We start from the raw sequence: 12,827 nt of genomic DNA on the forward strand, positions 1-12,827 counted from the left end.
GGGTTATTCATAACTGGAGTGAGGCATTTCCACGCAGGTGCGGTTACGGCCGGCTTGCTTGGCCCGGTACATCGCATGATCCGCTCTCGAGAGCAGCGTGTGCAAGGTGTCATCGGTCTGCAGGGTGGTCAGGCCGATGCTTACGGTCAACTGCAAGGCCTTATCGTTGTAGGCATAACGCTGTTGCTCGACATGCTGACGAATTTTCTCGGCGACCATCAGACCGGTCTCACCGTCAGTGTCCTTGAGCAGCACGATAAATTCCTCCCCGCCCCAACGGCAGACGATGTCGGAGTGCCGCAGACAGCTCTTCAGATCCCGTGCAAAGCCGATCAATACCTGATCGCCGGCAAGGTGACCTGCTACTACTATGCCGGTGGCTACGAGGTGTATTCCGCGCCTTATTACTACCCCGGCTACTCACCCTATCCCTACTATTACGGACCGCGCTATTACCACGGACCGCGCTTTTATGGCGGCTATCGCTACTACTATTGGGGCGGGCATTCGCCACGTTATTACAGAGGTGGATATCGTGGTGGTCACCACTAATCAGCGGATGAATGGATGAAAAACCTTTCATCGGCGACTTGTTTCAATCTGTTTCGCGAACGCACCAGATTTGGAAAACGATGTCTGATCTTTCGACAGTCACCGAATAATTGACTGTCGCCTGCCAGCGTCGCTGGTGTGGCTCACTCGCGGTCCAGGAGGCCGCCATGTATCTGCGAATTCTTCTGATTGCTGTATTGGGATTGTCACTTGGTGCATGCGTGCCTTATTCCGATGGAGGAGCCAGCTACTACAGTTCCGAGGTCTATACCTCGCCAGCCTATTATTCCGGTGGCGGGCCTTACTACTCAGGTGGCGGCGGTTATTACACGCAACCACGCCGGTACTACGCCCCGCCAGCGCGGTATTACCAGCCAACGCCGCGGTATTATCACCAACCGCGGGTTTATCAACCGGCACCACGTTATTACCAGTCGTCGCCACGAGCCGATTACCGGGCTCATCAGAATCGCGGCTGGGATGGCCATAAACGTGGCGGCTGGGATGGCGATAACCGTGGCGGTTGGGACGGCCGTAACCGCGGTGGAAACAACGACTATCGTGGCGGTCATGGCGGACGCGACAACCGTGGCGGAAGGGGCGACCACAACGGTCGCGGTGATCACGATGGCCGAGGCGGCCACCGTTAAACACTCATGAAAAAAGCGGCGCATGAAGCGCCGCTTTTTTATGCCCGGATTTCAGTATTCCTACAAATCGGCCAGAGGATGCCGGCCTTCCCAGGCCTTGTGGAAATGCGCGTCTACCACTGCATCCGGCAGGTTATTGATGTCTGGCCAGTGCCAATGCGGTTTTTGATCCTTGTCGATCAACCGTGCGCGCACACCTTCGCTGAACTCCGGATGACGGCAACAGTTGAGGCTCATGGTGTATTCCATCTGAAAGACTTGAGCCAGCGACATGTGCCGGGCGCGGGCGATCTGTTCCCACACCAGATGAGCGGTCAGGGGCGAGCCTTCGCTCATGGTTTTCGCAGCACGGCTGAGCAGCAAATCCGTGTTGTCGCGCAGCTGGCTGATGGCCTTCCAGGCGCAGCGTACGTCACTGACATCCAGCAGCTCATCGATCTGCTGGCGTCGCGGTAGCCACTGGGCTTCAGGCATTTGCGCGAGCGCTTCCTGCTGCAAGGCCTTGAGCAGACTGTTCAGCTGCATCGGCGTCTGTTCCTGCCAGTTCAACTGCAGCAGGCCTTCCATCAGCTCTCCCTGCTGTTCATCGAGCAGGAAACGGTCGGCCAAGTCGAGATCGATCGCATCGCGACCGTTCATATGGGCGCCGGTCAGGCCGAGAAACAATCCGAGCTTGCCGGGCAGGCGCGACAGAAACCAACTGGCCCCGACATCCGGGTACAAACCGATACTGATCTCCGGCATCGCCAACCGGCTGCTCGGCGTAACAATCCGGATGCCCGCCCCTTGCAGCAGCCCCATGCCGCCGCCGAGCACATAACCATGCCCCCAGCAGATCAGCGGTTTTGGGTAAGTGTGCAGATTGAAGTCCAGGCGATATTCCGCCGCAAAGAAATGCGCGGCCAGCGGCGGCACTTCGCCGGGATGGGCGCGACAGGCTTCCACCAGGCTGCGGACTTCTCCACCAGCGCAAAAGGCTTTGGCACCGTTGCCGCGCAACACGACGCAGACGATTTGCGGCTCTTTGGCCCAGGCGTCCAGTTGATCGCGCAAGGCGTTGATCATCGGCAAGGACAGGGCATTGAGGGACTTTTCGGCATCCAGGCTGGCGACTCCGATGCGTGCGCCGTCGGTGCCAGTGAGTTCTTCGAAGTGCAGATTCATCGTGACCTCGATCGGGAATTTGAGCGTTCAGTATGATCGCTGTACAGGAAAGTGCCGGATCTGCGTCAGATCAATTGACAAGCGTGATGGGCTTTCCTAGGGTTCGCCCCATTGTTTTTGCCGGATGTAACCATGACTGCTGACGACCGTATCAAACTCGAACCGAGCTGGAAGGAGGCACTGCGTGCCGAATTCGACCAGCCCTACATGGCAGAGTTGCGCGACTTCCTGCAAGAGGAGCGCGCGGCAGGCAAGGAAATCTACCCTCCAGGACCGATGATTTTCAACGCGCTCAATTCGACGCCGCTGGATAAAGTCAAAGTCGTCATTCTCGGCCAGGACCCGTACCACGGTCCGGGACAGGCCCATGGCTTGTGCTTTTCGGTGCAACCGGGCGTACCGGCGCCGCCGTCGCTGGTGAACATCTATAAAGAGTTGAAACGCGATCTGAACATCGACATCCCGCCCCACGGTTGCCTGCAAAGCTGGGCTGACCAGGGCGTGCTGATGATCAACACCACCATGACCGTGGAACGCGCCAACGCCAACGCCCATGCGGGCAAAGGCTGGCAACACTTTACCGATCGGATTATCGAAGTGGTCAGCGAACACCAGCCACATCTGGTGTTCCTGCTGTGGGGCGCGCATGCCCAGAGCAAGCAGAAACTGATCGATGCCACCAAGCATCTGGTGCTGACGTCGGTGCATCCGTCACCGCTGTCCGCCTATCGTGGCTTTCTCGGGTGCGGGCACTTCAGTCGAACCAATAAGTATCTGGAGCAGAATGGCGAGACACCGATCGAATGGCGATTGCCGCCAGTTTGATGCGTTGACCGAGTTGGCCCCCTTCGCGAGCAGGCTCGCTCCCACACCCTGTGGGAGCGAGCCTGCTCGCGAAGGGGGCGACCCGGTCTTTCAGACAGAATCCGGCACCCGATTCCAATACTTGAACAACGGCTCCGCCAGAAACAATACAAACAACAGCCGCATCACCTGCATCGCCGTCACCAGCGGCACCGACAATTGCAACGTCTCTGCCGTCAGGCTCATCTCCGCAATCCCGCCGGGCATCATGCCCAAGGTCAGCGAACGCAAATCCAAATGCGTCAGCGCACTCAACCCCAATGCCGCCAGCGTGGCGATCAACATAGTCAGCACCGTGCCGATCAAGGTTCGTCCCATAAAAGAAGGCGCACGCCGGAAAAACTGCCGATTGAAGTGACACCCCAACCCGCTGCCAATCAGCCATTGGCCGATCTGGCTGCCGCCGTTGGGCAAACCGATGTGCAGGTCCCAACCAATGCTCACCGCCGCACTCACCAACAACGGTCCGAACAACCACGGATTGGGTTGCCGCAGACGCTCCCATAGCCAGGCGGCGAGGGCGCCCGCCGGGAACAGAATCGCCAGCCAGCGCCAATCAACGACCGTGGCATGGGACAGCGGTGCACCATCACCCAACAAATACTTGAACGCCGCCGGCACACACAGCACCACCACCAACACCCGCAGACTTTGCCCCGCCGCAACACGACTGAGCACCGCGCCGTTACGCGCGCCGAGGTTGACCATCTCCCCGGAGCCGCCGGGCATGCTGGAAAAGAACGCGGTGGCGCGATCTTCACCGGTGCGCCGCATCAACCAGACCCCGACTACGGCCGACAGGCTGGTAACCAACGCACCGAAGAAGATCAGACCGAAGTGGCTCAGGACCTGCTCCATCACCACCGGGGTGAAGTGCAGGCCGATGCCGATGCCGACAATCCACTGGCCGCACTTGCGGCCGCCAGGGATTTCCGCCAATTGCCAGGGTGTCAGGCAGCGCACCAGGATGATCGCCAGCAACGAGCCGACCATCCACGGCAGTGGCCAGCCGATCTGGCTGGCCAGGTAACCGCCCAGCAGACCGACCAGCGGAGTTCCCCACCAGGCTTTGAAGGGTGTTCGATCAGACATCGGCGATAACGCGCCGGGCGACCGAACGTTTGCGCCAGATTCGCAGGATCGGCACCAGCAGCATCACGGCGATCAACGCCCAGACACCCATGGTGATCCCGCTGGACCAGAGGATCTCCAGTGAACCGTTGGAGATCGACAAGGCTCGGCGCAGGTTCTGTTCCATCAAGCCTCCGAGGATGAAGCCCAGCAGAACGGGGGATAACGGAAAATCCAGCTTACGCAGAATGTAGCCGAAGATGCCGATGCCGATCATCAGGAACAGGTCGAAGGTGGTGGCGTGCACCGCGAAAACGCCGATGGCGGTAATGATCGCGATCATCGGCACCAGCGCCCAGTTTGGCACGGCGAGGATGCGGGTGAAGATGCGGATCATTGGAATGTTGAGGATGACCAACATGATGTTGGCGACAAACAGCGAAGCGATCAGGCCCCAGACGATGTCCGGTTGCTGTTGAAACAGCAGAGGGCCAGGGGTGATGTTGTACAGCGACAGTGCGCCGATCATCACCGCCGTCGTGCCCGAACCCGGAACACCCAGCGTCAACATCGGGACCAGAGCGCCGCAGGCTTCAGCGCCGATGGCGGTTTCCGGAGCGGCGAGACCACGCTTGTCGCCTTGTCCGAATTTTCCGCTTGGGCCCGCGATACGTTTCTCGGTCATGTAAGCCACGGCGCTGGCCAGTGTCGCGCCGGCACCGGGCAGCACGCCCATGATGAAGCCGAGCACACCGCAACGCATGTTCACCCAGAACACCGACGCGGCCTCCTTAAAGTTGAACATCATCCGGCCGGTGGCTTGGAACGCTTCCTGGCCACGGTGGGTTTTTTCCAGCAGCAGGAGGATTTCACTGATCGAGAACAGGCCCAGCACCAGCACCACAAACTGAATGCCATCGGTGAGGTGGATGTTGTCACCGGTAAAGCGGTAGACACCACTGTTGGCATCAATGCCGACCGTCGACAGGAACAGACCGATCAGCGCCGCAATAAACGTCTTGAGCGGTCGATCACCCGCCATGCCGCCGAGGCAGACAATCGCGAACACCATCAGTACGAAATATTCCGCCGGACCGAAGGCAATCGCCCACTTCGCCAGAATCGGTGCGAACACCACCATCCCGCAGGTCGCAATGAAAGCGCCGATGAAGGAACTCCACGCCGAAAGCGATAACGCAACCCCGGCCATCCCCTGACGGGCCATCGGGTAGCCGTCGAGGGTGGTCATCACCGTGGAGGCTTCGCCCGGAATGTTCAGCAGAATCGAACTGATCCGGCCGCCGTACTCGCAACCCAGATAAACCGCGGCCAGCAGGATCAACGCCGACTCCGGTGGCAGGCCGAGAGCGAAGGCGATCGGGATCAGCAACGCCACGCCGTTGATCGGACCCAGGCCGGGGAGCAGTCCGACGACGGTGCCGATCAGCGTGCCGCTGAGTGCGGTCACCAGGTTGTAAGGGGTCAATGCGACGCCGAAGCCGTGACTCAAATAACCAAGCGTATCCATATCAGTTCTCCAGAACGTCGAGCAGGCCCAGAGGCAGTGGCACGTCCATGACTTTGTCGAACAGCAGGTACAGACCGATACTCATCAGGCTGATGATCACCACGCTCGGCAACCAGCGTCCGCCGTACAGGCGCGCCATCGGAATGCCAATCAGCATGCTGCTGAGGATGAAACCCAGTGGTTCGAACAGCCCGGCAAAGATCAGCAACAACAGTACGCAAAGGCCAATCTTGTTCAGGGTTTCGCGATCCATCGGCGGATCTTCATCGGTGTGTTTGATCGGCGAAGGGCGATACACCATATAAACCAGCCCCAGCCCCATCAGCCCCAGCATCAACAGGGGGAAGGCCCGTGGTCCGATCGGTTCGTAGGAAAAAGGCGCCTGGTAGGGCCAGGCCATCAGCACCAGGCTGAGACAGGCCAGCAACAGCACCGAAGCAAAAATGCGTTGTAAGAGCATGGGGAACTCCTGTGCTGCAGCCCTCCAAAAGGGGGCCGCAGCCGCTAGACAGAGGCGATCACTGAATCAGGCCGAACTCTTTGGCCAGCACTTTGTAGTCCGCAACCTGCTTCTTCACGTAGGTGTCCAGCTCCGGGCCGGTCATGGCGAACGGGAAGAGCTCACGTTGATCGCGCAGCTTGGCGAACTCTTCAGAAGCCAGCAGCTTGTCGAAAGCGTCTTTCCACCAGGCGTAGTCTTCGTCACTAACCTTTGGCCCGAGGTAGAAGCCGCGAACCACTGGCCAGACAATGTCGTAGCCTTGTTCTTTGGCGGTCGGAATGTCTTTCATTTCCGGCTCGTCCAGACGCTTCTCGGAGAACACGGCCAGCAGGCGCATGTCACCGCTCTGGATGTGCGGCATGGAGTCGGAGATGTCGGTGCTGCCGACCTGGATGTGACCGCCGAGCAGGGCGGTGGCGATTTCACCGCCGCCTTCGAGGGCGACGTAACGCAGGTCGCGCGGGTTGATCCCGGCAGCCTTGGCAATCAGGGCGGTCTGCATCCAGTCCTGACTGCCGACGGTGCCGCCGGAGCCGATCACCACTTTGCTCGGATCTTTCTTCAGCGCTTGAACCAGATCGTCCAGGGTCTTGTAAGGCGAATCGCTTTTCACTGCGATGGCGCCGTAGCTTGTTCCAACCGCCGCCAGCCAGCGCACGGCGTTTTCATCGAAACGACCGAACTTGCCTTGGGCCAGGTTCAGCAGCGAGCCGCTGGACCACGCTACCAGCGTGCCAGCGTCGGCCGGACGCTGAGCGACCACCGCGTTGTACGCCACCGCGCCAACACCGCCGGGCATGTAGGTCACGCGCATCGGTTTGGTCAGCAGTTTCTGATTCACCAGCGCGCTTTGCGCCAGTTTGCAGGTCAGGTCGAAACCGCCGCCGGGCGAGGCCGGGGCGATGCATTCCGGACGTTTGGGTTCAGCGAGCAGTTGGCCGGCGAACAGCAGGGCGCTGGCGGTGAGAGCAACTTTACGCAGTGATAAGTTCATTCAAGTCTCCTTGGGAGTTGTTGTTATAGGTTTACTGAATTACCAAAGGGCAACGCTATAGCTCACCAGCAGACGCACTTCATCGGCATCGCGAGCGGAGTAGTTGGAACGGTAAGTGGCATTGCGCAGGCGCACGGCGACATCCTTGAGCGCGCCGCTTTGTACGACGTATTTGATTTCGGTGTTGCGCTCCCACTCTTTGCCTTCGTCACCGTTCTTGAGCTTGATGTTGTCACCGCTCAGGTAACGGCTCATGAAACTCAGGCCGGGAACCCCAAGCTTGGCGAAGTCAAAGTCGTAACGTGCCTGCCAGGAACGTTCTTCGGCGCCGGCAAAGTCGTTGATCTGAACGAAGTTGACCAGGTACGGGTCACTGCCATCGACATAAGGGAACGCGCTGTCGCCGGACATGTGCTGATAGCCGGCGCTGAATTTATGCCCATTCAAGGCGTAGCTCACCAAGCCGTTGAGGGATTTGTTGTCGATCTTGCCGCCACGGGCCGCGCCCTGATCATCACTGACGGCAAGGCGCAGATCGGTGCCGAAAGTGCCGGGGCCGAACGGTTGCGAAGCGACAACACCGAGGAAGTGCTGGTTGTAGACTTCATCAAGTTGCGCGAAGTGGTAGCTGCCGGTGATTTTGTCGGTGAACTTGTAGTCCAGGCCGCCAAAGTCGAAATGCTTGCCGGCTGCAGTGCCGGCGAAGCGGCTGTTCTTGTTGTTGAGGGCGATGTCCTCGAAGTCGGTGCTGTCGCGGTCCTTGGCTTTCTCCAGGCGCCCGCCGGTGAAGGTCAGGTTCTTGATCTCTTTGGAGGTCAGCAGGCCGCCTTCGAAGGTCTGCGGCAGGATGCGCCCGTCGTTGGGCTTGAGGATCGGCAGTTCCGGAATCAGGCTGCCGATTTTAAGTTCCGTGGCGGAGATTTTCACTTTGCCGGTCAAGCCAAGCTTGGAGTACTCATCGGCCGCGCGGCCGTCGTCATGGGTTGGCAGCAGGCCGGTGCCGGTGCGGTCGGGACTCGAATCGAGTTTGACCCCCAGCATGCCCAGCGCATCGACACCGAACCCCACGGTGCCGTCGGTGTAACCCGATTGCAGGTTGAGCATGAACCCCTGAGCCCATTCGTCCCGCTTGGATTGCTGGGCGCTGGTACCGTCGCGAAAGTCGCGGTTGAAATACATGTTGCGGGTTTCGAAGGTTGCCGTACTGTCTTCGAAGAAGGCAGCCTGACTCAACGGCGAAAAGCCGGCGAGGGCGGCGGCACTGGCAAGGGCGGTGTGGCTGAGGCGGGAAAAGCGAGCAGGCGGGCAAGCCTGTAGCTGCATGGACAGCATCTTGAAGTACTCCGTTTATTGTTCTTATTGGCGAAAACGCTTCGAGGCGTTTTTCGTACGCTATGTGCGGTAGCGACGGGCAGTCGAAACTGTCCGTGGCTGGACTCTAACCGGCCAACCTTTCGCTAACCTTTCAGAAGACTTTCACGGTTTTCGGGCTTCACAGCGGCGGTTGCGGCTGTAAACTCCGCGCCAAAGAATGGCGTCGACCATCCCTGAATGAGGTAAAGATCCATGCGTGTTCTGCTCGTCGAAGACCATCTGCAGCTCGCCGAAAGTGTCGCCCAGGCGCTCAAGAGCACCGGGCTGACCGTGGATGTGCTGCACGACGGTGTGGCGGCGGACCTGGCGTTGAGCAGCGAGGAATACGCCATGGCGATCCTCGACGTCGGCCTGCCGCGCATGGATGGCTTCGAAGTGCTGGCGCGCCTGCGGGCGCGGGGCAAGAACCTGCCGGTGTTGATGTTGACCGCTCGCAGCGACGTCAAGGATCGGGTCCACGGCCTGAACCTCGGCGCTGACGATTACCTGGCCAAACCTTTCGAACTGACCGAACTCGAAGCCCGGGTCAAAGCCTTGCTGCGCCGCAGTGTGCTCGGTGGTGAGCGCCAGCAGCGCTGCGGTGTGCTGACCTATGACCTGGACACTCGGCGCTTCACCCTCGGTGAAGAGTTGCTGACCCTGACCTCCCGCGAGCAGGCAGTGCTCGAAGCCCTGATCGCCCGACCTGGCCGGGTGATGAGCAAGGAACAACTGGCCTCGCAAGTATTCGGACTGGACGAAGAGGCCAGCCCCGACGCCATCGAGATCTATGTCCATCGCCTGCGCAAAAAGCTAGACGGCCAACCGGTCGTCATCGTGACCTTCCGCGGTCTCGGCTACTTGCTGGAAAGCCGCGATGCATAAGCCCAGCAGCCTGCGCTGGCGGTTGCTGTGGAATCTGGCGTTGTTGCTGGTGGTGTTGATGTTGGCCAGTGGTTTGAGCGCTTACTGGAACGGTCGCGAAGCGGCCGACACCGCCTATGACCGGACCTTGCTGGCCTCTGCGAGGACCATCGCTGCGGGCGTCTCCCAGCGCGACGGCACGCTGAGCGCCGACGTGCCGTACGTGGCCCTCGACACCTTCGCCTACGACAGTGCGGGACGGATTTTTTACCTGGTCAACGACATCAATCAGAAGCTGATCTCGGGCTACGAAAATCTGCCGCCACCACCGCCGGGAACGCCTCGCACTGATGACTATCCAGCGTTGGCGCGTTTCTATAACGCCAAGTACCAAGGGCAGAACGTACGCGTGGTGAGCCTGCTCAAACCCGTGAGCGAGCCTAACATGAACGGCATGGCGGAAATCCGCGTGGCGGAAACCGATGAGGCGCGGGTCAGCATGGCCCGCAGCCTGGCAGCGGACACGTTACTGCGTCTGGGCATGCTGGCGATCGGTGCGTTGTTGTTGGTTTGGTTTGCGGTCAGCGCCGCGTTGCGTCCGCTGGAACGCTTGCGCACCGCGGTGGAAGAGCGTCAGCCGGACGATCTGCGGCCATTGCCGTTGGTGGAAGTGCAGCACGAATTATGGCCACTGGTGCGGGCGCTCAATCACTTCACCGAGCGCCTGCGCGGGCAGTTCGAGCGTCAGGCGCAGTTCATCGCCGATGCCGCCCATGAACTGCGTACTCCCCTGGCGGCGCTCAAGGCACGACTGGAACTGGGTTTGCGCTCGACCGAACCTGAAACCTGGCGCAATACGTTGGAAATCGCCGCCCAAGGCACGGATCGTCTGACCCACCTTGCCAATCAATTGCTCTCGCTGGCACGGGTCGAAAATGGTGCACGGGCCATCGCCGAGGGCGGGGCGCAGTTGCTTGACCTCAGTCAGCTGGCTCGTGAACTCGGCATGGCCATGGCGCCGCTGGCCCACGCACGCGGTGTGGCGCTGGCGCTGGAAGCGGACGAACCGGTGTGGTTGCGCGGCGAGCCAACGCTGTTGAACGAACTGTTGAGCAATCTGGTGGATAACGCTCTGGCCCATACGCCGTCGGGTGGCAACGTCATTCTTCGGGTCACGGCACCGGCGGTGTTGGAGGTCGAGGACGACGGCCCGGGCATTCCTCTTGAAGAGCGCGATCGGGTGTTCGAGCGCTTTTACCGGCGTAACCAGCAGGTGGCCGGTTCGGGGTTGGGGCTGGCGATTGTTGGCGAGATCTGCCGCGCGCACCTGGCTCAAATCAGCCTGCACGATGGAGAGCAGGCCGGGTTGAAGGTGCGGGTGAGTTTTATTGCGGGAGAGTGATGGTGTTTGTTATGGCCCCATCGTGAGCTTGCTCCGGGCGGCGTTCCGACGATGGGTGCGACACGGTCTCTCGACTAATAGAACATCGACCGCGACTCTTCCAGATCGCGGCACATCGCCTCGTTCTCCGGATCAATCCCCAGCTTTTTGAATGCCGGCACGCTGAATGCGTCGATGCGCGCGAGGGGATGGTCGGTGTCCTTGTGGCAATACAGGCTGGCCACCTGCACCAGATCGACATAGTCGACCCGCTCGGACTGTCGATTGAAGTCCAGATAAAGCCCCGGCACCTGTACCAGCATCTCCGGAAAGTCCCAGACCCTGAGCAGTTTGTCGCCGAGCAGTGGATGAATGTGATCGATCACATGGTTGAGGCTGACCGGGTCAGCCAGCAGTTCATAGTGATCTTCGGCGTAGGTCAGGATCGGCAACACACCGATCTGATGCACCAGTCCGCCAAGGGCTGCCTGGTCGGGCTTGAGTTGCGTGTATCTACGGCACAATGCATAGCTGATCCCGGCGATTTCCAGGCTTTTGCGCCAGACATCGCGCATTTTTTGTTCTACCACCTCGGAGCGGGCATGGAAAATCTGTTCCATGACCAGACCGATGGCCAGGTTGCTGCTGTAATTGATGCCCAATCGAGTGATTGCCGTGTGCAGATCAGTGACTTCCTGGGTCGCGCGCAACAGCGGGCTATTGACCACTTTGATCAGCCGCGCCGACAGCGCGGTATCGCGGCCGATCACTTTGCTCAGGGTGCTGACACTGATTTCCGGGTCTTCAGCGGCCTTGCGAATCTGCAGGGCCACTTCCGGTAACGTTGGCAGAACCAGGTCATCGTTATCGATGGCCTCAACCAAATCCTGTTGGACCTTTTCCGCCAGCTCGCTCATTTCGTTTCTCTAGGTATTGCGACAAATGCTGCTGTTAACGCTGGATTTCGCGATCGCGATCCAGTTGGTAAGGCAGGTCAAGCAGGTGCAGGGCTGGCCCTTCGAGCGCGCCCAGATGGATATCACCCCCTTCTGCTGCTTCGGCTTGCAGCACGGCCAGGAGTTCAATGTTTTGCCCGGCGTTGGCGGCCAGCACCACTTCGCCGATAGAGCTGCCGTGGGTAGGGGAGAACAATTGTGTGCCAGATTCAGGCAATTCGCTGGCACCCAGTTTCAGGCGATACAAGCGGCGCTTGAGTTTGCCCAGGTACTGCATGCGCGCGACGATTTCCTGGCCGGTGTAGCAACCTTTCTTGAAGCTCACGCCACCCACGGCTTGCAGATTGAGCATCTGCGGGATGAACAACTCGCGAGTGCTCGACATGACCTGACCGATCCCTGCGCGGATCTGGCCCAACAGCCATTGATTCAGATCGCCTTCGGCCAATACGGCGGACAGCTTGCCCTTGATAAGCTCGGCCTGGTCGGCGGCGACCCAGAGTTCGGCGCGGTCCGGCGAGACGCGAATGGCGATCAAACCGTCATTGCGCGCGACGCTGTCGGTGTCGGCCGGCAGCTCAAGACCGAGGCTGATGAGTGCCGCATCGCCATGGTCGATGCCGAAGCGGACCCAGGCGGCGCTTTCGTCGGTCAGTTTGGATTTGGAAAACACCGCGTACTTTTTCAGGTCCGCCAGTTGCGGTTCCAGCAATTCGGTGGCCATGGCCATCAGAACGCCGTCGCCTTCCAGCAGGATGCGGAAACTCGACTGCATCCGGCCTTTCTGCGTGCAGCGGGCGCCGAGGCTGGCCTGGGTGTCACTCAGGTAATTGAGGTTGCAGGTCAATTGGCCTTGCAGGAATTTGCCGGCATCCGCGCCGCGTACTGCGAGAACGCCTTCGTGAGACAGGGTGCAGAAAAAAGCAGAATCGGCCATGGGTCATCGCA

Annotated in this window: 13 protein-coding genes and 1 pseudogene; 5 read left to right on the top strand and 9 right to left on the bottom strand. The window is 60.0% G+C overall.

All coding sequences use genetic code 11. The features are described 5' to 3' along the window. Positions 1 to 3: 3 nt before the first annotated feature. Positions 4 to 360, bottom strand: a pseudogene (locus QFW87_RS07075) (GGDEF domain-containing protein); the annotation flags it as partial. Here QFW87_RS07075 and QFW87_RS29825 point away from each other — a divergent pair. Beyond that, positions 316 to 552 carry a hypothetical protein gene (locus QFW87_RS29825; RefSeq protein WP_349294112.1) on the top strand — a complete coding sequence of 79 codons (237 nt, stop codon included), beginning with the start codon at positions 316 to 318 and terminating at the stop codon, positions 550 to 552. The pseudogene QFW87_RS07075 and the gene QFW87_RS29825 sit on opposite strands and share 45 nt — an antisense overlap. Positions 553 to 719: 167 nt before the next feature. Continuing rightward, complete coding sequence (locus tag QFW87_RS07080) at positions 720 to 1,202, top strand: hypothetical protein (protein WP_283183360.1); 483 nt, start codon at positions 720 to 722, stop codon at positions 1,200 to 1,202. Positions 1,203 to 1,262: 60 nt separating this feature from the next. Here the strand turns inward: QFW87_RS07080 and QFW87_RS07085 are convergent, their stop codons facing one another. After that, the gene (locus QFW87_RS07085; protein ID WP_283190137.1) at positions 1,263 to 2,366 is read right to left on the bottom strand and encodes an enoyl-CoA hydratase/isomerase family protein; all 1,104 of its coding nucleotides are present in this window, start codon (positions 2,364 to 2,366) and stop codon (positions 1,263 to 1,265) included. A gap of 132 nt (positions 2,367 to 2,498) precedes the next feature. On the opposite strand from QFW87_RS07085, the gene ung reads away from it, so the two are divergent. Then, a complete protein-coding gene (ung, locus tag QFW87_RS07090; protein ID WP_283190138.1) occupies positions 2,499 to 3,191 on the top strand; it encodes a uracil-DNA glycosylase in 693 nt (230 codons plus the stop codon). A gap of 90 nt (positions 3,192 to 3,281) precedes the next feature. Here the strand turns inward: ung and QFW87_RS07095 are convergent, their stop codons facing one another. Genes QFW87_RS07095 through QFW87_RS07115 form a run of 5 tightly spaced genes read right to left on the bottom strand, consistent with a single transcriptional unit; the run spans position 3,282 to position 8,657 of the window. Next, positions 3,282 to 4,322 carry an AbrB family transcriptional regulator gene (locus QFW87_RS07095; protein WP_283183363.1) on the bottom strand — a complete coding sequence of 347 codons (1,041 nt, stop codon included), beginning with the start codon at positions 4,320 to 4,322 and terminating at the stop codon, positions 3,282 to 3,284. Further along, the gene (locus QFW87_RS07100) at positions 4,315 to 5,829 is read right to left on the bottom strand and encodes a tripartite tricarboxylate transporter permease (protein ID WP_283183364.1); all 1,515 of its coding nucleotides are present in this window, start codon (positions 5,827 to 5,829) and stop codon (positions 4,315 to 4,317) included. Before QFW87_RS07100 ends, QFW87_RS07095 begins: the two co-directional genes overlap by 8 nt. A gap of 1 nt (position 5,830) precedes the next feature. Continuing rightward, complete coding sequence (locus QFW87_RS07105; RefSeq protein ID WP_283183365.1) at positions 5,831 to 6,289, bottom strand: tripartite tricarboxylate transporter TctB family protein; 459 nt, start codon at positions 6,287 to 6,289, stop codon at positions 5,831 to 5,833. A 58-nt stretch (positions 6,290 to 6,347) separates the two neighbouring features. Next, positions 6,348 to 7,325 carry a tripartite tricarboxylate transporter substrate binding protein gene (locus QFW87_RS07110; protein ID WP_283190139.1) on the bottom strand — a complete coding sequence of 326 codons (978 nt, stop codon included), beginning with the start codon at positions 7,323 to 7,325 and terminating at the stop codon, positions 6,348 to 6,350. Between the two features lie 39 nt (positions 7,326 to 7,364). Next, a complete protein-coding gene (locus tag QFW87_RS07115; RefSeq protein WP_283190140.1) occupies positions 7,365 to 8,657 on the bottom strand; it encodes an OprD family porin in 1,293 nt (430 codons plus the stop codon). Between the two features lie 234 nt (positions 8,658 to 8,891). Here QFW87_RS07115 and QFW87_RS07120 point away from each other — a divergent pair, with 234 nt between their 5' ends. Together QFW87_RS07120 and QFW87_RS07125 are read left to right on the top strand one after the other, a co-directional pair. After that, on the top strand, positions 8,892 to 9,563 hold the full coding sequence (locus QFW87_RS07120) for a response regulator (protein ID WP_283183368.1): 672 nt from the start codon (positions 8,892 to 8,894) through the stop codon (positions 9,561 to 9,563). Further along, positions 9,556 to 10,944 carry a sensor histidine kinase gene (locus QFW87_RS07125; protein WP_283190141.1) on the top strand — a complete coding sequence of 463 codons (1,389 nt, stop codon included), beginning with the start codon at positions 9,556 to 9,558 and terminating at the stop codon, positions 10,942 to 10,944. Before QFW87_RS07120 ends, QFW87_RS07125 begins: the two co-directional genes overlap by 8 nt. Before the next feature lie 74 nt (positions 10,945 to 11,018). Here QFW87_RS07125 and QFW87_RS07130 read toward each other — a convergent pair whose 3' ends face one another. Together QFW87_RS07130 and QFW87_RS07135 are read right to left on the bottom strand one after the other, a co-directional pair. Then, a complete protein-coding gene (locus QFW87_RS07130; protein WP_283183370.1) occupies positions 11,019 to 11,840 on the bottom strand; it encodes an HDOD domain-containing protein in 822 nt (273 codons plus the stop codon). A 34-nt stretch (positions 11,841 to 11,874) separates the two neighbouring features. Continuing rightward, positions 11,875 to 12,816, bottom strand: coding sequence for a folate-binding protein YgfZ (locus QFW87_RS07135; RefSeq protein WP_283190142.1), 942 nt, complete (start codon positions 12,814 to 12,816; stop codon positions 11,875 to 11,877). Between the last annotated feature and the right edge of the window lie 11 nt (positions 12,817 to 12,827).

The organism is Pseudomonas sp. PMCC200344 (assembly GCF_030053095.1).
Taxonomy (GTDB): Bacteria; Pseudomonadota; Gammaproteobacteria; order Pseudomonadales; family Pseudomonadaceae; genus Aquipseudomonas; species Aquipseudomonas svalbardensis.